Genomic DNA, 22978 nt, shown 5'->3' on the forward strand with positions numbered 1-22978 from the left:
CTGTCTCGGCATTTTTTGTTGCTACACCTCCCAGCGCAATGACTCCTTGAAAGATGACGGCTGAAAATCAGTAGGTTTCCATGTGTGCTGCCAATTGGATATTTTCAATGCGATATCCTGACTGATTTGCAAGTCCATTCCCCTATTGCCAGCTGCCTGCGTATTGATGTGCAGATCCAAAATGGGGTGCATTCGCGGAGCTCTGTATTCCATGACTGTTGAAAGTGCCAAGGTGCTTGAAGAAGGCGGTGCGACTGCCTCTACTCATTCGTTGCCTGATGATGCGGCGCAGCCCTCTCCCATGCAACATTTGTCTGACGAACAGGTCGCGAGCGCTATTGTTTCCCGTTTGAGCCAAGACGATAAACTGTCGATGCGAGACGGTGACACAGCCTTTTGGCCTGGTGTACGCGAGATGATGAACACTGGCTCACAATCAGCGCCCTGGCCAGCTGGCGCCCTGCCTGAACACCACCTGCCCGGTATTCATTACACTGAAGGTTCTCGCGGTATTGTACATAAGGGAGCTACTACGTTCCCAACAGCAATTGCAAGAGCTGCAACGTTTGACCCTGAACTGGAAGAGCGCATTGGCTCTGTCATGGGTTATGAAATGCGTGCGCTTGGCGGAACGTTGTTCGGCGGCGTTCCTCTTAATCTCATGCGGCACCCTGCCTGGGGCCGCGCACAAGAGTCATATGGCGAAGATAGCTTTGTCATTGGGGCCATGGGAGCAGCTCTGGTGCGTGGTGTGCAACAGCACGGGATGGCCTGTGTCAAAAACTTCGCTCTCGCCTCGATGGAACATACGAAACTAACGTTGGACGTCACGATCGGACAGCGCGCCCTCTATGAGGTTTATCTACCCCACTTTCGCAAGGTGGTTGAGGCAGGCGTTGCAGCTATCATGACCTCTTATAGCTCCATTAACGGCGAACTTTGCGGGCATAACAAAGAGCTCCTCACACAGCTACTGAAGAAGGACTGGGGGTTCGACGGTTTTGTACTTAGCGATTTCATCTTCGGCATACGCGATGCCAAGAAAGCAGCAGCAGCTGGTGTTGATCTAGAGATGCCTTTCCAATTGCATTTCCACCAATCACTCAAGGAGTTAATTGGCGCCGACGAAGAAATCAAAGCGGCCTTGGATGATGCTTGCTATCGCCTCATTCTTCAGCAACTCAAACTGTTGCATCAAGGCACCTCTGAGAAGACGAAGGTCGGCTCCTCAGAGTTTCGTCAAATCGCGCAGGAGGCCGCTGAGAAATCTGGGGTACTGTTAAAGAACGAAGGTGGTATTTTACCTCTTAAGAACATCCAAAGCATCGGCGTTATTGGTCGATTGGCAAGTGTCGCAAATACAGGTGACAAAGGGTCCAGTGATACACAACCGATACATGTCATCACGCCCCTTGCAGGTCTGCGTTCCTGTTACAAGCATAAGGTTGATATCTGGCATGATAGAGGTCAGAACATCATTCGTGCTCTGCAGATTGCGAAGCGCGCTGATGCAGTGGTGCTTGTTGTTGGCTATGATCACTCCTGCGAAGGTGAGAGGGTGGCCACTGATCTGGCAGCGCAATTCCATAAGATGCTTCCCCAACCACGTAGCAGAGAAGAAGCGCAGATCGCCTCCCAGTTTTTGCGCGCCTTCGGTGGTAGCGGCTCCACAGGACGCTCTCAATCCTCCGAAAAAGCAGAGGAAGGGTATGGCGCTGGTGACAGAGACAGCCTTCGTCTGCCTCCTCATGATGTTGAACTGATTGAACAGGTTTGTGCTGTTAATCCAAACTGTGTTGTCGTTGTAATGGGGGGTGGCACGATCCTCATGAATGAATGGCAAGACAAACCTGCCGCGATTTTGCTTCACTGGTATCCTGGCATGGAAGGTGGGCGTGCACTTGCTCGTCTCCTCTCAGGAGAGGTTGCACCAAGTGGAAAGTTGCCTTTTGTCATCCCACGTCATGAAAGCGACCTGCCAGACTTTGACCGAAAGGCACGAAAGGTAATTTACGACCTCTGGCACGGTTACCGAAAGCTAGAGAGAGATGGTGTTACACCCGCGTATCCATTTGGTTTTGGGTTAAGCTATACCCAGTTCCATTATTCTGAGCTGGTTGTTACGCCCCCAGAAGAATTAATCAGCGGGCGTATTCAAGTTGAGTTCTCAGTTACCAATATTGGCAAGGTTGATGCTGACGAGGTTGCGCAAGTCTACATTGCCCCAAAAGGCTCATCCGCCGAACGCGCCAAGCAAGAGCTCAAAGGGTTTCAACGTATAAGCTTGTCTACCGGAGAAAGCCGACGGACTAGCATTTACATACCAATCGAAGAGCTTGCCATTTATGATGGTGAGCGCAACCAGATGGTGGTTGAGCGCATCAACTACGATGTCATCGTGGGCGGCTCTAGTCAGGACCCAAACAGCTTATCGAGCGAGTTAGACTTGTTTGGGGAGCCCCCCAAAAGCACTGAGAAGCCAGCATAATTGGTTCGTACACCTTTGAGCGACCTTTCACCTGAGGATCGACGGCAGCACACTCGCCTGTTGATGGGTGGTGTTGAGCTTGTGTTTTTTGCTCAATAACAGCCCCGTACTGTCTATTGGGGGTGACAATGTCCTTTAGTATTGCTAGGCACTACGCAATCTAGAATTCGCGATTGATTGACCAGTTAAAGGCGTCGTTCTCCAATGCCCGATCTTCTCCTCGAACTCTTTAGCGAGGAAATTCCCGCTCGTATGCAACGTCGTGCGGCGGAGGATTTGAAATCCCTCCTAACCAATGCTCTTGTTGATGCAGGTGTGACCTATGAAGGCGCAAAAGCCTATGCCACACCACGTCGTCTGGCGCTGCATATTGCCGGCCTTCCAGCAGCATCCAAAGCGACACGTGAAGAACGTAAAGGACCGCGCGTCGGCGCACCTGAGAAAGCATTAGCAGGCTTCCTTCGTGGCGCAGGCCTTTCTTCCATTGACGAAGCACAAGTACAAAATGACCCGAAAAAGGGTGATTTTTACGTAGCAGTCATCGAAAAACCTGGCCGCAAGACAGAAGACATTATTGCTGATGTGATGCCTGGCATTATTCGTAATTTCCCATGGCCAAAGTCTCAGCGCTGGGGCACAGGTAGCCTGCGCTGGGTGCGTCCGCTGCATTCGATTGTGTGTACCTTCGGTCCCGAGACGGAAGAGCCTGAAGTCGTACCGTTTGAAGTTGATGGTATTGTTTCTGGAAAAACGACATACGGACACCGCTTCATGGCACCTGATGCTATCGAAGTGCGTCGTCTTGAAGACTACATGTCCAAACTGGAAACTGCCAAGGTTGTTCTGGATGGAGACCGCCGTAAAGACATCATCGAGACAGATGCCAAAAATGCCGCTATGGCTCTTGGCCTTGAACTAGTCGAAGATGCGGGTCTTTTGGAGGAAGTGGCTGGCCTTAATGAGTGGCCTACTGTTCTCATCGGCTCTTACGACGAGAGTTTCCTTGAGCTGCCTGACGAAGTTACTCAGCTTACGATCAAAGTGAATCAGAAAAACTTTGTTCTGCGCGATCCAGCAACATCCCGTCTTTCCAACAAGTTTGCCCTGACATCGAACATTGTTGCCAAGGATGGCGGCACAACGATTATCGCTGGTAACGAAAAAGTTGTTTCCGCTCGCCTATCAGATGCAAAGTTCTTTTGGGAAACTGACCTGAAAACACAGTTGGAAAGCAACGTGACAAAGCTTCAGGATATCGTATTCCATGAGAAGCTTGGCACTGTTGCAGCTCGCGTAAAACGTTTGGAGCGGCTCTCTGCAGAGATCGCCCCACTTGTTGGCGCGGACATTGAACAGACAAAACGCGCTGCCTGTCTGGCAAAAGCTGATCTTGTTTCTGCAATGGTCTTTGAGTTCCCTGAGCTGCAAGGCCTGATGGGTCGTTACTATGCAGAAGCACAGGGTGAAAAAGCTGCTGTTGCTCAAGCGATTGAAGACCACTACAAGCCCGCTGGTGCATCTGATGATGTTCCAACTTCGCCGGTTTCAATTGCAGTAGCTCTGGCTGATAAACTCGACATTCTTGCTGGTTTTTGGGCAATCGATGAGAAGCCAACTGGGTCAAAAGATCCGTTTGCTCTGCGCCGTGCAGCGCTTGGCGTGATCCGCCTCATCTTGGAAAACGATCTGCGCCTGCCGCTTCGGGATGTTCTGATTCAGAGCTTGCGCCGCAACCTTGCAGACATTGCAACGGCTCGTGGAGAGACTGCGCTGTCTGACTTGCCATTCATCGGCAAAGGAAAAACCGGCGAAAGCGTTGTTAAAGACATTTTCTCCATGGTTTCCAAAGCAGCTGATGTCGTGCTTGCGAATGTATCTGACAAAGTCCCTGAAACCTCAATGGAATCAGGCCTTATCGACGACTTGATGAGCTTCTTTGCTGAACGTTTGAAGGTTGTTCTTAAGGACAAGGGCGTGCGTCACGATATGATTGATGCTGTGCTTGCTGTTGGCGGGCAGGATGACCTTCTTCTGATCGTTAAGCAAGCTGAAGCGCTTGCTGCCCTTCTTGGCACTGAGGATGGCGCAAACCTTCTTGCAGGTTATAAACGCGCTGCAAACATCTTACGTGCTGAAGAGAAGAAGGACGGCAAAGCGTTTGAAGGCAAGCCTGATGTGGCATTGCTGGAAGAACAGGCTGAAAAAGACCTCGTCGCAATATTGGATACAGTTCTGACCGAGTTGAAGCCACTTGTTGACGCTGCTGACTATGAAAGCGCGATGGGCGCACTGGCAAAGCTGCGCGGCCCGGTGGATGGGTTCTTTGAGAACATTCACGTCAACTCAGAAAAGGCAGAGGTTCGTGAGAACCGCCTGAAGATCCTGTCTGAGATCCGTGCTGCTGTTCATCAGGTTGCGGACTTCTCCAAAATTTCTGGCTAGCCCAGCCTTACAGAATAAGAAAAGCCCGGCACTCGCTTTGAGTTGCCGGGCTTTTTGTATCAGGACCCGCGAAGGGTTTCATAGTCGACAGCTGCTAAGGCGATTTCTTCCTTAAGCCAATCTCGCAGTTTTCTAACACTTTCGCTTCGTAATGCGCCCTGTCGGCAGAGAAACCAATAAAATCGACCAGTCGAACAGTAATGCGTGAAGGGAACCACTAGTTGCTCCTGCTTTACTGCGTGGGCAACCAATGTATCCCAGCCTAAGAACACCCCATAACCTGCAATTGCTGCATCCATGCAAAGAGACGCATTAGAAAACCCTGGACCTTTTGGAAGCTGGCTTTCTTTCAAACCAAATGGCTCCAACCAGTCACTCCACCTATAATAGGAGTTGTAATCTCGAATGATCACCTCATTTAAGAGATCTTTAGGGTCTCTAAGCCGTTTTGCGACCTCAGGGGAGCAAACTGGATAAATAAAATGCTCGCACAAGCGCTCGGAGTAAACGTCCTCTGGTGCTCGTTTATGGACCCTGACACAGGCATCTACATCTGAATGGTTAAGGTTCAGGAGTTGATCGTTCGCATCAAGCCTAAGATTGATGCCCGGGTTCGCCTCGATGAAGTTATTGAGCCGCCACACCAGCCACTTTTCGGCAAGAAGCGGGGCAACAGACAGAAAAAGGCTCTCCTCCCGGTCCCTGTCAGCTAAGGCCACAGCATCAGAGATCTGCTTCAAACCAAGCGTCAATTCACGACAGATTTCCGCGCCAAGACTAGTTAATTTGAGGCCTCCTGGTTCCCGCATAAAAAGGGGACGGCCTAGCTGGTCCTCAGTTTTGTGTATTTGCTGGCTGATAGCACCACTCGTGATCCCCAGCTCTTCTGACGCATTTTTGAGAGAGCCTAAACGGCCTACAGCCTCTACAACGCGTAGGCCTGCCAAGCTGACCTGACTGAGATTTTTCATCGAGAACGGTTCCAAGAAGTAATTCTAAACTGGGGTTTAGTTATTCCAGATAGCACTGCAAATGCAAATGGCGCATTGTCGCTTCATCAAAAACCAAAGGAATTGAATATGAAGTCTCTTCTGATTAGCCTACTGGGCGGCAAGCCTTCGCGCAGATCAAAAACTCCTGGTAAGGCAAAGCCTTATTGCTCTGATCCGCTTTCTCACCCAGATCTGCAGCGCATGGATCTTCGTGAGATTGGTGATATTTACATCAACCCTGAAAAAACGCAGCCTTAAAGACTGCGTTTTATTTTCTCCCTTAGTAAGGGATACCTACTTTTTTATAAAGAAAATGCATCAACCAGGCAGGTCCGACCATTAGGAACTGCACATCCTTGAAAAAGGAAGGTTTCTTTCCTTCGATGATGTGGCCAATAAACTGCCCTACCCAGGCAATCACGAAGATTGCCAACGCTGCCTGCCAGAGTGGTACACCAAGACCAAACTGTTCATAAGTCACTGTTATCCAAATCATAACGGCAGAGAAAACAGCCATTCCGACTGCCAGAGTGATGGATAGAGACAAATAGTAGATGATGGATAAACCGAGGCCGATCGTACACCAGTTCAGCCATGGTGAAATGGCAGAAAACCCACTGGGAACTGGAATAGACCAGAAAAGAGCTGTCACGGTCCAAAAAATGACCGGCACACAGATCCAGTGGATTGCTTTGTTTTTGTGGTTTTGATGGCTTTCGCCATACTCGCCAAGCAGGCGATCAACCCGACGGCCTGTCGCTTCAGATATGCTCATATCCTCCCCCGTAATATCAAGCAGCACTAATTTAGATAGCATGCCCTATAGGGAAGTCATTATCAAGCCGACAAACTTCGGCGGACACACGAAGCAATGCCCGCCGAAAGTCTAATTTATCGTATTAAAGCGCAGAAAAGGGCGCTCTTTACTTACGGCACTGGGCATCAACTGCAGAGAGCGCAGTCATATTCACGATACCGCGCGATGTTACAGACGGTGTAATGATGTGCGCTGCTTTCTTCGCTCCAAGCAGGATTGGGCCAACATGAAGAGCATCTGTCATTGCCTTGATCAGATTCATAGCAATGTTGGAAGCATCAAGTGTTGGGAATACCAGCAGATTTGCAGGTCCCGAAATATGCGCATTCGGCATATAACGCTTGAGGATCTCCGGCTTCAATGCCGCATCGCCATGCATCTCACCTTCCGCTTCCAGATCAGGTAGCTCTTTCCAAACCATCTGCAAGGCTTCCTGCATCTTCTTTGAGGTTTTGGAAGGCCTAGAGCCAAAGTTGGAATGGGAGAGCAACGCGACACGCGGCGTAATTCCAAATCGTTTGATCTGCTCAGAGGCCAGATGTGTGATTTCTGCAATTTCCTCAGCAGACGGGCACTCAGTTACGTAAGTATCTGCAAGGAAGTAAGCCCCGGTGGTATTGATCAACATCGAGAGGGTTGAGAAATCCGCGACACCTTCAGAGCAGCCGATGATGTTGGAGATATCACGCAGGTGCTTGTCAAAACGGCCTTCAAGGCCTGTTATGAGAGCATCTGCCTCTTCTCTGTGAAGTGCGAGGGCGCCGATAACTGTCGTGTTTGTGCGAACGATCGTTCGAGCTGCTTCCGGCGTTACACCTTTACGGCCCACCAATTGAATCAGCGTGTCGACATAGCTACGGTAACGCGGGTCGTCTTCTGGGTTTACAAACTCAAAATCTTGACCTGGACGAATGCGAAGGCCGAAACGTTCACAACGATTTTCCAGAACTTGCGGACGACCAATGAGGATTGGTGTTGCCAGTCCTTCTTCGATGACGACCTGAGCTGCACGCAAAACCCGCTCATCTTCACCATCGGCATAGATAACACGCTGCTTATCTGCTTTTGCGCGTGCGATGATTGGCTTCATCACCATGCCCGAGCGGAACACAAAGCGGTTCAGCTTGTCCATGTAAGCGTCAAAGTCTTCAATCGGACGCGCTGCAACACCCGTATCCATTGCAGCTTTTGCAACAGCAGGTGCAATACGTAAAATCAGGCGGTTATCAAACGGAGATGGAATAAGGTAGTTCGCACCAAATGTATGGGTAACACCGCCGTAAGCTTTTGCTACCACGTCAGTGGGTTCTTCGCGTGCAAGATCAGCAATTGCTTCAACAGCAGCCAGCTTCATCTCTTCGTTGATCGCCGTAGCGCCAACATCCAGTGCCCCGCGGAAAATATGCGGAAAACATAGAACATTGTTGACCTGGTTTGGGTAGTCAGAGCGGCCGGTGCACATCACAACGTCATCGCGCACAGACAAGGCATCTTCCGGCATAATTTCCGGGTTCGGGTTGGCGAGTGCCATGACCAATGGCTGTTTTGCCATTTTTGCGACCATTTCTGGTTTAAGAACACCAGCAGCGGACAGGCCTATAAAGACGTCTGCGTCTTCAATGATGTCATCCAGAGTACGCTTATCGGTTTTCTGCGCAAACACGGATTTCCATTCATCCATAAGAGCTTCACGTCCCTCATAGACAACACCTTGGATGTCAGAAATCCAGACATTTTCGCGCTTCACGCCTAAGGACACAAGCAAGTTAAGACATGCCAATGCGGCAGCGCCAGCACCTGAGGCTACAACTTTGATATCCTCTAACTTTTTGCCAGCAAGCTCCATGCCGTTTCGGACAGCAGCTGAAACAATAATCGCGGTGCCGTGCTGGTCATCGTGGAAGACAGGAATATTCATCTTCTCACGAAGACGCTTTTCGATCTGGAAACATTCTGGCGCTTTGATGTCTTCCAAGTTGATCCCACCAAATGTGGGTTCAAGAACGGAGACAGCGTCAACGAACTTATCAACATCAGTTTCATCAACCTCGATGTCAAAAACGTCGATGCCAGCAAATTTCTTAAAGAGAACTGCCTTGCCTTCCATAACCGGCTTGGATGCCAAAGGCCCGATTGCGCCTAACCCCAGTACCGCGGTACCGTTGGAGATCACTGCAACAAGATTTTGGCGGGCAGTGTACTCGGCAGCTTTGGCCGGGTCTTTGTGAATTTCTAAACACGGGGCTGCTACGCCTGGTGAGTAGGCGAGCGCCAAATCACGCTGGTTACCCAATGGCTTAGTTGCTTGAATCTCCAATTTACCGGCGCGTGGATACTCGTGATAGAAAAGAGCTTGTTCATCGAGTTCGCCAGAGGTAGGGCGTTTTTTGTCCGTCATTGTCTATTCTTGCCTGACCTAGTAAATGAGCGGCTCGCCACCGGGAATCAGTGTGACTACCGGCTCAGATGTCGCAGTTTGGCAAAACCTAGACCATTGCCTAGGATTCTGCACCGTCTAAGTACGTCTTAAAGCCTATAAATGCGCGAATTAGAATAAACAAAACGGTTGCATTCAAAATATGCCACAGAGAATGTGTGCCAGTTGGCAAAATTGGACAAATTGGTGCGTCTAAGAACCTGAACCCCATCGATATGGCGAAGACGATGCCTGCCAGAAGCAAAGCGCTGGAGGTTTTCCTGTTTTTGGTGTGAGTGAGAATTGCAAACAGCAGGATTGCGAGGAGTGCTGGAGCGTAACCCGCTGTTGAGCCCAGAAGACCTTCAAACAGCCCTGGGCCGACGATCATAGCACCAAGGAAAACAAGCGTTGCCCCCAGTGAGATCAACAGGTTAGCGCCAAGGTACCGTCTGGTTGCAAGGAAGAAATAGGTGAGCATAAAAAGAGCGATTGGGATGACGTCTGCGAGCATTGCCCACCGGGTCGCGAAGGTATGAAAGAGGAACGAGCCAATTCCAATAATGGTAAGCAAACCAATAAGAAACAGGCCTGCGAGGTCATTTGCGTTGGTTTGCGTGGAATGCGTTTTTTTTGCGTTGCTTCGTATTTTCAGCCAGATCTGTAACGCAAATAATGCTGCGATAAGAAAAGCAGCGTTGCTCACCGCGTTGAGTGGCTCAGACCAGAAAGCAGCTGACGTTCTTTCGCAGTACTGGTCCAGATGCTGTTTCCAATCCATGACACCTCCGAGGGTACCGGGCTCACTGTGCTTTCAAACTCTTACTTTTGGAAGACCACTGTAGCGTTCAACCAATGTATCCGGCTAGCCCTTAACACCTGCTTTAGTTGATCGTGTCGGCTCTGGTTCGACGTGGCTCTTAGACAGGATTGCAGGTGCATTTTCTGTATGAGCATTGGAAGATGTGCGCAGGAGGTTTTGATCAGCTTATGGCGCAGATTTTCAAACTTTTGTTTCAGCTGAGCAGTTGCTCCAAATTCTTGTGTGTAGCTTGGGTACATACCGACAAGATTAGATGCCGACTTCGCCGGCCCTGCCCGCTCGATAAAGGCTGTTGCATCATTTTGCCAGCCGCTCTGCAAAAGAGCACCGGGTTCAATTACCAATATCCAATCTGAACGGGTAGTTTGCTCAAGGCCTGCAATCAGTGTGCTGATGCCTGGGCCGGTGGATGTGACAAAGTTTGCTCCGCAGGCATCTGCGACGATTTGAGTTCCGTCGGTTGAGTTTTCGTCGGCAATGACAACTTCTCTTAGAATGCCTTCTGCGGAGGCTGAGACCAAAGCTGACAAGGTGTGTACGAGCTGGTGCTCGTTGTTTTTGGCGGGAATAAGTGCGCTAATCATTCCAACAGTTTACAGTGATTTGTATACCTGCGGGAAGTAATGGCTTGCAAATCTAGTTATTTTTAGTAATGTTCCCACTATGTTCTCATAAAGAGATGAAAGCACACCCCATGCCCACTGCACCCAATCGCAGTGCAAGTCCACAAGAGTCCACCTCTTCTGGATCTGCACTTCCGCTCAACATGACTGGCCGGGGGCGTGCAGCGCACTCAAACAAGGCTGGACGCTTTGAAACTGAGAGTCGTGAACTCATAGATGATGGTTGGGGCACGATTGACGAGCTGCCTCCGGTCAAGACTGAAGTCCAGAGCGAAACAGCGCGCCATGTCATTACCAAGAACACATCGCCTGATCTGCCTTTCGATCGTTCCATCAACCCTTACCGAGGGTGTGAGCATGGGTGTATCTATTGTTTTGCACGGCCAACGCATGCCTATATGGGACTCTCTCCCGGGCTCGACTTTGAGAGTCGGCTGTTTGCAAAACCTAATGCTGCACAAGTGCTTGAGCGCGAGCTGGGCGCTCCGTCCTATCAAGTCAAACCAATTGCAATTGGAACGAACACAGACCCTTACCAACCTATAGAACGACAGCACCAGATCATGCGTGGGATTTTAGAGGTGTTGAACAAAACAGGGCATCCGGTCACGATCGTCACGAAATCGGCGCTGGTCATGCGTGACATTGATATTCTCAGCGATATGGCGCAGCGCAATCTGGTGAAGGTTGCGATCTCGGTGACGACATTGGACCGGAAGATCGCACGAAGCCTTGAGCCGCGAGCGTCCACGCCGCAAAGACGCCTTCAAGCACTCGGAGCATTGTCTTCCGCTGGCATTCCAACAGCAGTCCTGGCGGCTCCAATTATTCCTGGACTTACTGACCATGAACTTGAAGGAATTTTGGAGGTCTGCAAAGAACACGGTGCGTCGGAAGCCAATTATATTCTCTTGCGTTTGCCGCGAGAAGTATCGGAATTGTTCAAAGACTGGCTCCTGCGGGAGGCACCGGGAAGCTATCGACGTGTTCTCAGCTTGCTGCGCTCAATGCGAGAGGGCAAAGACTATGATGCGCAATGGAACAAACGCTTCAAAGGAAAAGGCCCCTACGCCGACCAGTTAGCAAAACGCTTTCAGCTTGCCTGCAAGAGCAAAGGATTAACACCGCGATCTTTGAAGCTCTCCTGCGATCATTTCATTAAACCCACATGTGGCGGTGTCCAGCTTTCATTGCTGTAGAGGAGCGCAGATAGAGTGGTTGAATGCTGCCCGATCACGTGGCAAAGAGGGGCATGTCGTATTATGCAAATTCCCTCTTTGATATCGCCTTTCCTGATGCTCCAGACCTGCGCTTTGAACGCTCTGTTGAGCAAGACCTGAAGGGCCGCTTTGCTGGCATTGATGAGGCAGGACGCGGGCCATGGGCTGGCCCTGTGGTGGTTGCCGCTGCCAGCCTCGACTACAACAATCTGCCAGAAGGGCTGAACGATTCCAAGAAGCTCACAGAGGCCAAACGGGAGGCCCTGTTTGAGCAGATCCTTGAGACGGCGGACGTCAGTGTGTGTGTTCAAAGTGCGCGCACAATTGACCAATTGAACATTCGTGAAGCGACTTTACAGGGCATGCAAAGTTGCGCCCAATCTTTAAGCGTTCCGGTCAAGCAGTTCTTCATCGATGGAAAAGACGTCCCACATAATTTGCAAGAGCAAGGCCAAGCGCTCATCAAAGGGGATGGCCGCTGTCTTGCAATTTCTGCGGCCTCTATTGTTGCCAAGGTGACGCGAGATCGCCTTATGGTGAAAATGGACCGATTTTACCCGGAGTATGGCTTTGCCAAACACAAGGGCTACGGCACCAAACAGCATCAGGAAGCTCTTGCCGCGCACGGTGTCACACCGCTCCACCGCCGCTCTTTCCGCCCAATTCGCGTGATGATTGAGGGAAGCTAACAGAAGCAGCCCTAGTCGCCTGCCAGTCTTCCAAACAGATGAACATCGTGACGGGTCTTTCCAAGAAGGGTTTCTCCGCGTTGCCTGCCTTCCGACAAGGAGCCTGCTTTTTCAAGGACTCTGTTTGAAGCCAAGTTCCCGTTGACGGTCCAGGCTTCGTTGCGACAAAGGCCCATTTCGTTGTGGGCGTGGTCTGTTACTTCCATAAGCGCCTCCGTCATCAGGCCCTGGCCCCAATGTTGTGGGCTGAGTTCGTAACCGACTTCGGCGATGGATGTGCGCTTATCAATTGAGTTTAAGCGAATGCAACCACGAAGTTCCTCACTTCAAGCCTCTCGTATCATCCATGAAAATCCGTTTCCCTGTTCAGATATGCGGACCATCCAACGAAGAAAGCCACTTGCACGCTTTTCAGTCTTAGTACGTGGCAGATTTGAATATTCAGTGGTTTTCGGCGCCAGGAATATTGGAAGACAGCCTTGCAAATCATCTGGCTGAACCGGAGAAAGGCGCAGACGAGATGTGTTCAGTAGTTGCTTCATAATCCCCTCCCCGCAAATCCATATAACGGCGTAAGTTCCAGCTGAATGCAGCTCCTTTTTATAGGGTGCGATGCTTTTAAACCACCGTTGCTGCAAAACCAGAAGTACGCCGGATTGCTCATGCCCACACCTCCATAACGGCCCAAAACAGCGGTCGTGAGACACCGCTTTTGCGGGCTACTGGTCGGGTTTACGTTCCCAGCGAGTAGCATGGATTTCCGCTGGGTTTTCTGCACTAAAGGCCCATAAGTTTAGGTAGACTAGAGTTTAGGTTTCAAACACAATCAATGAACACTTTCCAATACTGATTGGTGCATTCCATCCATTAGGCTCTACGGGCCTGCATATTCACGCCCCGCCAAGTCATCTGAAGAGGTCTTGCATATGAACACACACGACCGACGCTTCGATGTGATTGAAGCTCTCCCCTCATTGGCGTTCCTGTCTTTGCTGCGCCTGGGAATGGAGCTTGAGTTAGCTGGTTGGATTGGAGCTGGCCTTGCTGCTGCAGCCCTGCTTTATCTGCACTGGGCAGGCGCCCGCTACAATCCAATCCTTTTGGGCATCAACGTACACTTGCTCATCGTCACTCCAGTGATCGTGGCTATATTCAAACTGAACGCGACCGCCTTGGGCGAAGCCCTAACGAGCTACTCTTATCAGGGTGTATTGATCACCATCTTCGTTGTTGGAGTTGCTCTCACCTTGACATCAAGACACGGCTTCATTGGTTTGGAAGGGGCGTCGTCCTCGGTAAAACGTCAATCTCTTTTCCTGCTGCTGGCAGCACTCTGCGGCATCGTTTGGAGCTTTACTTATGGCGGAGCCTCCTTTGTAGGTGTGGCTGTGCCGATCATATCGCTATTTGTGATCCAGCGGGTTGTGCGAGCACGGGTAACCTAAAGCCGTAGGAAGGCGCGCATCTGGGCCTTACAGCTTCAGATATCGCTCTTCAGGTGTATTGGTGGATTTATCCATTTCCTGCCAGACAGTCCTTATCTGACTGCCCAGCTGCATCACACCATTTCAATTCAAAGACAAAAATCACGGTTACCGGCAAAGAACATTAAAACACCTGCGCGCCGGTCTCATCGCTTACAGGGTTTACACCAGCAGATCTTTCCAAGCACGCCCACAAAAAAAGGCTCCCGAAATTCGGGAGCCTTTTTTAATATTCTCATCAGAAGTGTCTAGCAGGTCAGTTCAGGTTTGCAGAAACCTGGCTGATGCTCTGCTTGAGCACTTTGTCCTGAACTTCCGCGTTAACAGCGCTGGAAGCGACGATCGTTTCTGCTGCCTTAACTGCAACATCTGCAGCACGGGAGCGAACTTCTGCAATCGCATTTGTTTCAGCCTGAGCGATTTTCGCTTCGGCTGCTTTGGTGCGACGTGCAATCATCTCTTCGAGAGCCGCTTTTGCTTCGTTAGCCAGTCGATCAGCTTCGACTTTTGCGTCAGCAACAATTTGCGCTGCTTCTGCTTCAGCCTCTTTACGCTTGCGCTGGTACTCGGCCATAAGAGCCTGAGCTTCTTCACGCAGCTTGCGGGCACCTTCAAGCTCTTGCTTGATGTTGTCCGCTTGCTGGTCAAGCGCTGCACCAATCTTACCAGGAACCTTCAGGTACCATAGTAAGGCCAAGAAGAGGATGAGACCAACGAGTGCCCAAAGGCTTGCATCGAACATTCTGTCACCCCTTACTTAAGTGCTGCATCAACGGCTTTGGATACTTCAGCTTTTGCCGGAGCACGGCCACCGATGAGTGCCTTCACAAGCTCGCCTGTTGTCTCTGTGGCGATTTCGCCAACATGCGACAGGCTTTCAACTTTGATCTTGGAAATGCTCTGTTCAGCTTCAGAAAGTTTAGCTGCCAGCTGCTCTTCAGCGGCTGCGCGAACGCTTTCTGACTCTGCTTTTACCTTTGCGCGCGCATCCTGAGCCATCGAAGAGGCTTTTTGGCGTGCGTTGGCAAGAGCACTTTCGTAGGAAGCAATGGCATCATCTGTCTCTTGTTTGAGACGGGATGCTTCTGCCATATCTCCTGCGATACGATCCCGACGATCTTCGAGGATACCGCCGATGCGTGGAAGGACCACTTTCGACATTACCCAGTAGAAGACGCCGAACGAAAGAACCAACCACAACAGCTGAGACGGGAAAGTCGTGCTGTCGAACGGAGGAAAGCTACTGCTATCCTCTACAATGCCGACTTCGGCAGTTGTATTCAGGTTGCCTTGAGTATTCGACATCAACTTCTCCGTGAACGCTCTTCGTAACGCTTTGAGTTTTGTAGAGACGGCCTCTACAAGTAGAGACCGTCACTCAAATGCGCTCTAATCTTTTTGTCGATTAAACTGCGAACAGCAGAAGAAGTGCGACAAGAAGAGAGAAGATGCCGAGAGCTTCGGTCACAGCAAAGCCGAGGATGAGGCGGCCAAACTGTCCATCTGCTGCAGATGGGTTGCGCAGTGCGCCGGCAAGGAAGTTGCCGAAGATGTTACCAAGACCGAGAGCTGCACCACCCATACCAAGGCAGGCGATACCGGCACCGATGTATTTTGCTGCTTCTGCTTCCATGACAAGAGCTCCTAAACTAGCAATAGCGTCTATGACTTTGTTTTTGGGTACAAGACCCGGATTCTACACGTTACTTAGTGGCTCGGATGAAGCGCGTCTGCAAGATACATGCAGGTAAGAACGGTAAAGACGTAGGCCTGAAGGAAGGCAACAAGGAACTCAAGAGCCGTGATGGCAACTGTGAGCGCCAGAGGTAAGATCGCGGATGCGATGCCAACAGCACCTGCACCAGTGAGCATAACCACGAAGCCTGCGAAAACCTTCAGAGTGATGTGACCAGCAAGCATGTTTGCGAACAAACGAACGGACAAGCTAACTGGACGGGAAAGGAAAGAGATTACTTCAATGATGGAAACGAGAGGAATAACCCCAATCGGAACGCCACTTGGGACGAACAGCTTAAGGAAACCTGCGCCATGCTTGAAGAAACCGTAGATCGTTACAGTACCAATCACGAGCATTGCGAGTGCAAATGTCACGATGATCTGACTTGTAACGGTGAAGAAGTATGGGAACATCCCGAGCATGTTTGCAACGAATACGAACATGAACAGGGAGAAGACCAGCGGAAAGAACCGCATACCTTCATTTCCTGCTGATCCTCGTAATGTGGCAGCAACAAACTCGTAGGACATTTCCGCCATAAGTTGAGCCCGGCTAGGGACCAGGCCACGTCTGTTTGTAGACAGAACGAGGAACAAGGTCGCTACAGCGACGGTGACAACCATGAACAAGGAAGCGTTGGTAAAGGAGAAATCAACACCGCCAATCTCCACAGGAAAGATCTTGGAGATATGAAACTGGTGGATCGGATCGATCGCGTTGCCTGAATTTCCAGCCACAGGTAGTACCCCTGAAGTGCCAATTTACGAGCGCAAGAGCGCGATGAATTAGTTAGTCCTGCTTATTACCGGAGTTTATCCGTCTTTCAGGTTGGGCGACTTTACCCGCTTCCCGAAGGACGTTTAAAATTCCAGCTGCAAAACCAAGCAACAGGAGAACTATCATTCCCCAAGGCTTGGTTCCAAGCCAGCTATCCGCCATCCAGCCGAGTGCCCCCCCGACAAAGATAGCAGCAATAAACTCGGAAGAAATCTTCCAAGCCTGTGATAAACCCGACAACGCGCTGGTCTTGTTCGGCTCCTCTTTTCCAGAGGTTTCCTCCAAGCGTGTATCCAGCGTTTTACCTAGGTTTTCTAGCCGCTCAGACAGGTGACTATCAGTTTCTTTCATGCCTTCTTTTCTCTGCTCATTCTCGTCGGGAGACATCTACATTCTTCCTCCATAGCAGCAGATAGCTCAAAGACACGGACGCCCCTGAAAGTCGGGGGCACCATAATGCTCGTGATCTGCACTGTCAAGACTAGAGCTACTTAAGCTAAATGTCTGATATTTATAAATTTTTCAGAGTTTCTAACAGGGAATACGTATAAAGGATGCATTCAAGGCCGTATTGTACCCTATTTTAGGCTGTTTCTGTGAATCGCTCGGCGGTCTCAAGATCTACTGATACGAGCTGAGAGACACCCCTTTCGGCCATGGTCACACCAAATAATCTGGACATGCGCGCCATGGTAATCGGGTTGTGTGTGATCACGGTAAAGCGGGTTTGTGTGTTCGCCGCCATATTTTCCAACAGGGCGCAATACCGCTCTACATTTGCATCATCTAAAGGTGCATCAACCTCATCTAAAACACAAATTGGCGCAGGGTTTGTAAGGAAAACTGCGAATATAAGCGCCATGGCAGTGAGGGCTTGTTCCCCCCCTGAAAGCAAGGTCATGGTCTGCGGTTTCTTGCCTGGTGGGCGGGCGAAGATCTCCAACCCAGCATCGAGAGGATCTTCTGCATCCACGAGTTTCAACTCTGCGGTGCCCCCTCCAAACAAGTGTGTGAATAAACGCTTGAAGTGCTCGTTCACATGCTCAAATGAGGTGAGTAACCGCTCACGCGCGTCCCGGTTCAGACCCATGATTCCTGTGCGCAACTTCCTGATCGCCTCAATCAAGTCGTCTCTTTCGGTAATCAGAGTGTCTCGCTGCTCCGTTATTTCCTGCATTTCCTCATCAGCGCGCAGGTTTACTCCACCTAATCTTTCGCGCTCTGCCTTCAGGCGATCCAGTTTTCGCTCTGCCCCTTGTGCATCTGGCAACGGGGCATCTGGGGACAGGCCTGCCATTTCGTGAAGACGGGAGACTCTGGCTTCTAACAGCTCCTCCACCCGGCGCTCGATTTCCACGCGGCGCTCTTTTGCAGCTTCAAGGCGCTCTTCAGCACGGACCTTACGTTCACGCGCTCCTGCAAAGCCCTCCAAGGCTTCCCTGGCTTTTTGGTCGGCAATCAGTTGACGCTTTTCACCTTCGGCCAGCTTATCATCTGATGCCTTGCGGGCCTCTTCAGCCTTTGTAAGAGCGTTGAGCAAGTCCTGACGTTTGTGTTCGATTTCCTCAGGGCTTTCCAAAAGAATCAAACGCTCTTGTACCGCCTCATCTCTGCGTTGTCGTAAAACGGAAATCTGTTTATCTGCATTTTGGGTGCGCTGAACCCAGTTTTGCCGATCACGCTCGATCGTTTCCAATCTCTGTAAACGCAGCTCCCCTTCCCGCTTCACGGCTTCAACGGCACCATTGGCTTCTGCAAGTTTGCTGCGCATGCTGGAAACTTCCTTGGCGGCTTGTTCCAGCTCCCCCGTAACGCCTGCAATGTCTGACAGGTCTGCCAGGGTGTTCTGCGCTTCCTCTAATGAGGCTGCGGTATCAGTATAATCTTCATTTGCGCGGCGGGACTGCTCTTTGAGCGTCGTTTTGCGCACAGACAGTTCTGTCACCGCCCGTTCGGCAGCGGCAAGCTCTTCGCGCAGCGCAACAATGCGGGATTGTTCAAGACGCAGTTTGTGCCGGGTATCTTGTTCAAAAAGCTCGGCTTGTCGGCGTTGCTCCGTCGCGTTTTCCAGCGCTTCACGCTTATCTTCCACCAGCTCTGCGGTTTGCGCGACAAGATCTTCAAGCTCTGAAAGGCGGTTTCGTTGGGCAAGGCGCTGCGCTGCTGGTGTTGGCGCATCGGCTGCTATGATCAGCCCATCCCAACGCCACAAATCTCCCTGCTTACTCACCAACCGTTGACCAACCGCCAGCTCTATCATCAGTGCTGGACCATTTTGGGCCTCGACCAAACCAATTTGCGCAAGGCGGCGTGTGAGCTCATCCGGCGCTTTAACGAATTTGGATAGGGGCTCAGCCCCGTTTGGCAGTTGCGGATCACCTTGCTGCGCGCTGTTTAAGCTCCAACGGACAGGCGCGCTCTCTTCCATGGCAGCATCAAGGCCTTCGCCAAGGGCTGCGCCCAACGCAGTTTCCAGCCCCGGGTTGACGCTTATCCTATCAACTGCTGGCGTCCAATCTCCACTTTGCCCAGCAGAAAGGACGGCTTGAAGGGTTTTGGCTTCGGTTTCAAACCTTGATAAAGCTGAATTTGCTTCACTTAGTGGATTACGGCAGGTATTTTCATCTTCCCGCGCAGATGCAAGTGCCTCTTCGGCCTGGACGGAAGCTTCTTCGGCCTCAGCAAGTTCCTCTAGGGCCAGTTCTAGCTCTTCGCGCTTATCGTCAGGACCACTTGCAGCCTTTATATCTGCTTCGATCACGGCCAACTGCTCTTTAAAGCGCTCAGCCTCTTCCTTATAGCGCGCTGTTTTTTGGCGGATCGCTGAGATCTGGCTTTCCAGCTGAGTGTGTTTAGCAAGAAGGCTGGCATGATCTTGCGTGATGCGTGCATGGGTCATCTCACCGGCATCAAGATTGTCTTCAGCGATCAGAACATGTTCCTGCGCTTGCTCCGCCCGTTCCTCCAACGTTTCAGCCGCTTCAAGCAACTCCTGCTTTTCGGCTTCCAACTCTTCCAGCTGCGTCACATTTTCTTCTGTTAACTGGGCCTCGCGCTCAATGTCCTGCTCCATTTGCACAAGGCGCGCCTGAAGATCCGTCAGTTTTTCCTTAACCCGGCGATCTTCTGATTCAAGGTCATTCTTTGCAATAATCAAGTGTTGCAAGGCAGCAGCTGCAGCTGCGGATGCCTCTCTCAGCGCTGGAATTTCGTGTGCGGCCAGAGCCTGCTCTTTTGCGGTGGAGGCTTGAAGTCCAGCAACATCGCGCATACCGATTTCAGCTTCTGCATATTGCTTGCGCGCCGCTTCCAGTGCTGCTGTTGCTTCATGCCAGCGCAGATACAAAATCGTCGCTTCAGCCTTGCGGATTTCGGAGGACAGATTGCGATATCGTGTTGCCTGACGCGCCTGGCGTTTGAGACCGTCAAGCTGCCCTTCAATCTGCAGAACAACGTCTTCCAGTCGCCCCAGATTGGTTTCGGCAGCTCGAAGGCGAAGTTCTGCTTCTTTCCGGCGACTGTGCAGGCCCGAGATACCAGCAGCTTCTTCCAGAATTTTTCGCCGTGACGTAGGTTTAGCTGAGATCAGCTCGCCAATTTGTCCCTGGCGTACCATTGCCGGTGAACGTGCACCGGTGGAGGCATCTGCAAACAGAAGTTGGACATCTTTAGCGCGTACATCCTTGCCGTTGATTTTATAAACGGACCCGGCTTCGCGCTCAATGCGGCGTGTCACTTCCAGCGTATCGCTGTCATTGTAACCAGAGGGTGCAGTGCGATCTGAGTTTTCGAGGAAAAGGGTAACTTCAGCGGTATTACGGGCCGGACGGTTGAGACTACCTGAGAAGATCACGTCATCCATACCGGAGGCGCGCATGTTCTTATAGGAGTTTTCTCCCATAACCCAGCGCAGAGCTTCTACCAGATTGGACTTGCCACACCCGTTTGGGCCGACGACGCCCGTCAGGCCATCGTCGATAATAAACTCCATAGGTTCAACAAAGGATTTGAACCCAAGGACGCGAAGGCGCTCAAACTTCACAGAGCGCCTCCATACTTAAAGCCGTTAAGCGGAAATGCGCGCACAACTCTGTAGTCAGGTCATTCAGCCCAAATGGCTGCCTGCCGCTTTTACAGATTTTTGTCCACGTATTTGCTGAACTCCTCAATAGAGAGCGCTCCGCTTACTTTTTCACCGTTGATAAAGAACGTCGGTGTTGAATCTACGCCCAGCTTCTCTGAACCGTAGTCACGAACCTTTGTTACTCCGTCTAGTATTTCCTGATTCGTCAAGCAAGCCTTTACAGCATCTTCAGTAAATCCGATCTGCTTACCCAGATTTAACAGGGCGCTGTATGGATCATTTGTGAATGCCCAGTTGCGCTGCTGCGCGAACATCAGGCCTACAATGTCGTAATATTTGTCTTCTGGAGCACAGCGCGCAAGCATGAATCCTGCTGCAGCAACGGTATCAAGCGGGAACTCACGGAAGATAAAACGAACCTTGCCGGTATCAATGTATTTCTTTTCAATTTCTTTGAACGTGGTGTTGTGGAAGTTTGCACAATGACCGCACGTCAAGGACGCATACTCAATTACGGTCACTGGCGCATCTGCATCGCCAAGCACCTTTTCACTGAGTGGACCTGCTTTATTAAGGTCTGCCTCAGAGTAGCTCTGAGCAAGGGCAACAGATGGCATGGCAGCAAAGGCGAGAGATGCAGCTGTAAGCGCACTGGTGCGCTCAAGAAACTTACGGCGAGAGAGTGTCACGTTTTCCTGTCCCAACTTATAATAGTTTCGCCCTGTCCACTGGACTAGCGCTGTTTTATGTTCGCTAGAGGCAGCCAGAGGCTTAATGCGAGTATACACACGCTCTTCCAATAGCCTCAGATCACAAACTGGTGAGCAATCGATTACAAGAGCATCTACCCACAGCGCACTTTCCAACAACTATTGGTTTTCAGAAAACTATGTCAAATGCTTGTCGTAGGCTACCGATAATCCAGCATGGTTATATTAAATTTTTGTAAGGCAAAAATAATTGCGCATTTACGCTGTGAAAAAAGCAAAACCACTGAAATTAGGCGAAAATCTCCTAATTGAGCTCGGCTGCATCGACATTGCTGTATCTCCCACGGGTAAAATTGCGCAAACAAAACATACCCACAGAATTTATGCATGGAAAACAATAATAATTTTGCATGTTGTTTTGTTTTTGCCTCATTAATGAGTTATTAAAGATTTACTCAATTCGACAACAAGATGCTTGGAAACACCATGAAGCGCTTGACTACACTTTTGCTTCTCAGCACCCCACTTATTGCCTGCCAAGCGTCGGTATCCGAAGATTTCGTTGATGCTATACCTGAAACTACTCAGGATGCATCACTTAGCACAGCAGCTATACCTGCCGCCCCTAGTGCTTTCTATACAGGAACCGCAGACTTGGGCGCCCTGACCTCTACAAACTGGATCGTCAGTGAAGGCAGTGGAAACAGCTCTGCGCCTTGTCATGTGAGGTTTAACAAGTCCTCTCCTGCGACTGAGGCCTCTGGAGCTGCCATAACAAGCAGCTTCCGGGCTGGGGAAGCTGCGACAAGCGGATGTGCGAATGAAGAGCTGAGCAGCGTCACGGCCTGGGCGGTGAATGGTGACACGATCGAGTTACGTGATGCGCAGGAAACCACAACGGCCTACCTGCTCATGGAGCGCCCTGACCTGTTGCTTGGCTACACCGCAAAAGGGTACGATCTGGTTGTCAGCCATTAAGAGGTATGTGGGCTTGTAGCGGTCGATCAGGAATTGTTTGCAGGCGTGCGTGCGACAATATTCTTGCCCAGCTTTTCCAGCGCAGCCTTCAGGCGATCATCAGAAACATCAGCGACCTTCTGCTCAATCCGGCGACTTTCAATCTCAGAGAGTTCTCGGAGTGGTTTTGGTGTGGTTTTCTTCGTCTTGAGGGCCGGACGTTGCACAACTTTGATGCGTCCCACAGCATTCCAACCCAAAAAGGCGTTTATGCGGCTACGCAGCTGTGGCGCTTCGTGGGTGAAAAACAATGCGGTCGGACCATCAGAATGAACAAGAAGAGTGGCGGGCTCTGCAACTGGCTCGCCATCAGCGCTTTTGGTCCTTGGCCAGACAAGCCTACCAGGCTGAACCTTTCCGTGATACTGCTTCCCGACAAGTTCAGGCCATGCAGCAAGGAGGTCGGCACTGGCAAAACCGCGTTTGCGCGCGACAGGGTGCATGGTCTTACCGATCAGCTCGTTTAGCTGACGGCTAGATCTATTAGGAACCCGATTTTGCGCAGTTGCTTTCATCGTCTTCATCACGCCATGAGATTAAGGCACATATATGACCATTGCTTTATATTGGTTTTAAAACAGTCCTGTTTTTCGCGGTACCATGAATTACCAAGGGAACCCCAATTATTTAGGGATCAAAACCAAGGTTAACCCACAAA

21 protein-coding genes and 1 pseudogene are annotated in these 22978 nt (G+C 50.7%); 7 read left to right on the plus strand and 15 right to left on the minus strand.

The window, feature by feature from the left end:
* The first annotated feature begins 211 nt into the window (after positions 1–211).
* A complete protein-coding gene (locus BMZ51_RS03570; RefSeq protein ID WP_068005988.1) occupies positions 212–2488 on the plus strand; it encodes a beta-glucosidase family protein in 2277 nt (758 codons plus the stop codon).
* Between the two features lie 204 nt (positions 2489–2692).
* The gene (gene glyS, locus BMZ51_RS03575; RefSeq protein WP_068005987.1) at positions 2693–4930 is read left to right on the plus strand and encodes a glycine--tRNA ligase subunit beta; all 2238 of its coding nucleotides are present in this window, start codon (positions 2693–2695) and stop codon (positions 4928–4930) included.
* 59 nt (positions 4931–4989) lie between these two features.
* On the opposite strand, the gene BMZ51_RS03580 is transcribed toward glyS, so the two are convergent.
* Positions 4990–5901, minus strand: a complete 912-nt coding sequence (locus BMZ51_RS03580) for a LysR substrate-binding domain-containing protein (RefSeq protein WP_068005986.1) — start codon at positions 5899–5901, stop codon at positions 4990–4992.
* 108 nt (positions 5902–6009) lie between these two features.
* Here BMZ51_RS03580 and BMZ51_RS24030 point away from each other — a divergent pair, with 108 nt between their 5' ends.
* On the plus strand, positions 6010–6180 hold the full coding sequence (locus BMZ51_RS24030) for a hypothetical protein (RefSeq protein WP_175484985.1): 171 nt from the start codon (positions 6010–6012) through the stop codon (positions 6178–6180).
* A gap of 22 nt (positions 6181–6202) precedes the next feature.
* On the opposite strand, the gene BMZ51_RS03585 is transcribed toward BMZ51_RS24030, so the two are convergent.
* The 4 genes from BMZ51_RS03585 to BMZ51_RS03600 all read right to left on the minus strand — a co-directional run bounded on the left by BMZ51_RS03585 (position 6203) and on the right by BMZ51_RS03600 (position 10562).
* The gene (locus BMZ51_RS03585; protein ID WP_068005985.1) at positions 6203–6697 is read right to left on the minus strand and encodes an Mpo1 family 2-hydroxy fatty acid dioxygenase; all 495 of its coding nucleotides are present in this window, start codon (positions 6695–6697) and stop codon (positions 6203–6205) included.
* Between the two features lie 148 nt (positions 6698–6845).
* On the minus strand, positions 6846–9137 hold the full coding sequence (locus BMZ51_RS03590; protein WP_068005983.1) for an NADP-dependent malic enzyme: 2292 nt from the start codon (positions 9135–9137) through the stop codon (positions 6846–6848).
* 100 nt (positions 9138–9237) lie between these two features.
* Positions 9238–9936 carry a ceramidase domain-containing protein gene (locus BMZ51_RS03595; RefSeq protein WP_068005982.1) on the minus strand — a complete coding sequence of 233 codons (699 nt, stop codon included), beginning with the start codon at positions 9934–9936 and terminating at the stop codon, positions 9238–9240.
* Between the two features lie 41 nt (positions 9937–9977).
* Positions 9978–10562: a glycosyltransferase family 2 protein gene (locus BMZ51_RS03600; RefSeq protein ID WP_068005981.1), complete on the minus strand. Its 585-nt coding sequence runs from the start codon at positions 10560–10562 to the stop codon at positions 9978–9980.
* A gap of 110 nt (positions 10563–10672) precedes the next feature.
* Between BMZ51_RS03600 and BMZ51_RS03605 the strand changes: the two genes are divergently transcribed.
* Complete coding sequence (locus tag BMZ51_RS03605) at positions 10673–11800, plus strand: PA0069 family radical SAM protein (RefSeq protein ID WP_068005980.1); 1128 nt, start codon at positions 10673–10675, stop codon at positions 11798–11800.
* Between the two features lie 53 nt (positions 11801–11853).
* A complete protein-coding gene (locus tag BMZ51_RS03610; protein ID WP_068005979.1) occupies positions 11854–12510 on the plus strand; it encodes a ribonuclease HII in 657 nt (218 codons plus the stop codon).
* Positions 12511–12521: 11 nt separating this feature from the next.
* Here BMZ51_RS03610 and BMZ51_RS03615 read toward each other — a convergent pair.
* Both BMZ51_RS03615 and BMZ51_RS03620 read right to left on the minus strand, forming a co-directional pair.
* Positions 12522–12821, minus strand: a pseudogene (locus tag BMZ51_RS03615) (GNAT family N-acetyltransferase); the annotation flags it as partial.
* 15 nt (positions 12822–12836) lie between these two features.
* On the minus strand, positions 12837–13052 hold the full coding sequence (locus BMZ51_RS03620) for a GNAT family N-acetyltransferase (RefSeq protein ID WP_068005977.1): 216 nt from the start codon (positions 13050–13052) through the stop codon (positions 12837–12839).
* Between the two features lie 384 nt (positions 13053–13436).
* On the opposite strand from BMZ51_RS03620, the gene BMZ51_RS03625 reads away from it, so the two are divergent.
* Entirely contained in the window at positions 13437–13955 is a 519-nt protein-coding gene (locus BMZ51_RS03625) for a hypothetical protein (RefSeq protein WP_068005976.1), read from the plus strand.
* 295 nt (positions 13956–14250) lie between these two features.
* On the opposite strand, the gene BMZ51_RS03630 is transcribed toward BMZ51_RS03625, so the two are convergent.
* The 7 genes from BMZ51_RS03630 to BMZ51_RS03660 form a co-directional block, all read right to left on the minus strand.
* Positions 14251–14736 carry a F0F1 ATP synthase subunit B family protein gene (locus BMZ51_RS03630; protein ID WP_068005975.1) on the minus strand — a complete coding sequence of 162 codons (486 nt, stop codon included), beginning with the start codon at positions 14734–14736 and terminating at the stop codon, positions 14251–14253.
* 11 nt (positions 14737–14747) lie between these two features.
* Positions 14748–15299, minus strand: coding sequence for a F0F1 ATP synthase subunit B (locus tag BMZ51_RS03635; RefSeq protein ID WP_068005974.1), 552 nt, complete (start codon positions 15297–15299; stop codon positions 14748–14750).
* Between the two features lie 100 nt (positions 15300–15399).
* The gene (locus tag BMZ51_RS03640; protein WP_008549639.1) at positions 15400–15627 is read right to left on the minus strand and encodes a F0F1 ATP synthase subunit C; all 228 of its coding nucleotides are present in this window, start codon (positions 15625–15627) and stop codon (positions 15400–15402) included.
* Positions 15628–15701: 74 nt separating this feature from the next.
* Complete coding sequence (locus BMZ51_RS03645; protein WP_068005973.1) at positions 15702–16469, minus strand: F0F1 ATP synthase subunit A; 768 nt, start codon at positions 16467–16469, stop codon at positions 15702–15704.
* 52 nt (positions 16470–16521) lie between these two features.
* Positions 16522–16896, minus strand: coding sequence for an AtpZ/AtpI family protein (locus BMZ51_RS03650; protein WP_068005972.1), 375 nt, complete (start codon positions 16894–16896; stop codon positions 16522–16524).
* Positions 16897–17092: 196 nt separating this feature from the next.
* Positions 17093–20551 carry a chromosome segregation protein SMC gene (gene smc, locus BMZ51_RS03655; RefSeq protein ID WP_068005971.1) on the minus strand — a complete coding sequence of 1153 codons (3459 nt, stop codon included), beginning with the start codon at positions 20549–20551 and terminating at the stop codon, positions 17093–17095.
* An 89-nt stretch (positions 20552–20640) separates the two neighbouring features.
* Positions 20641–21282 carry a DsbA family protein gene (locus BMZ51_RS03660; RefSeq protein WP_068006348.1) on the minus strand — a complete coding sequence of 214 codons (642 nt, stop codon included), beginning with the start codon at positions 21280–21282 and terminating at the stop codon, positions 20641–20643.
* Positions 21283–21789: 507 nt separating this feature from the next.
* Here BMZ51_RS03660 and BMZ51_RS03665 point away from each other — a divergent pair.
* Positions 21790–22281 carry a hypothetical protein gene (locus tag BMZ51_RS03665; RefSeq protein WP_139201333.1) on the plus strand — a complete coding sequence of 164 codons (492 nt, stop codon included), beginning with the start codon at positions 21790–21792 and terminating at the stop codon, positions 22279–22281.
* Between the two features lie 26 nt (positions 22282–22307).
* On the opposite strand, the gene BMZ51_RS03670 is transcribed toward BMZ51_RS03665, so the two are convergent.
* Positions 22308–22844, minus strand: coding sequence for a DUF721 domain-containing protein (locus BMZ51_RS03670; RefSeq protein WP_068005967.1), 537 nt, complete (start codon positions 22842–22844; stop codon positions 22308–22310).
* Between the last annotated feature and the right edge of the window lie 134 nt (positions 22845–22978).

Source organism: Pseudovibrio axinellae (assembly GCF_900110875.1).
Classification (GTDB): Bacteria; Pseudomonadota; Alphaproteobacteria; order Rhizobiales; family Stappiaceae; genus Pseudovibrio; species Pseudovibrio axinellae.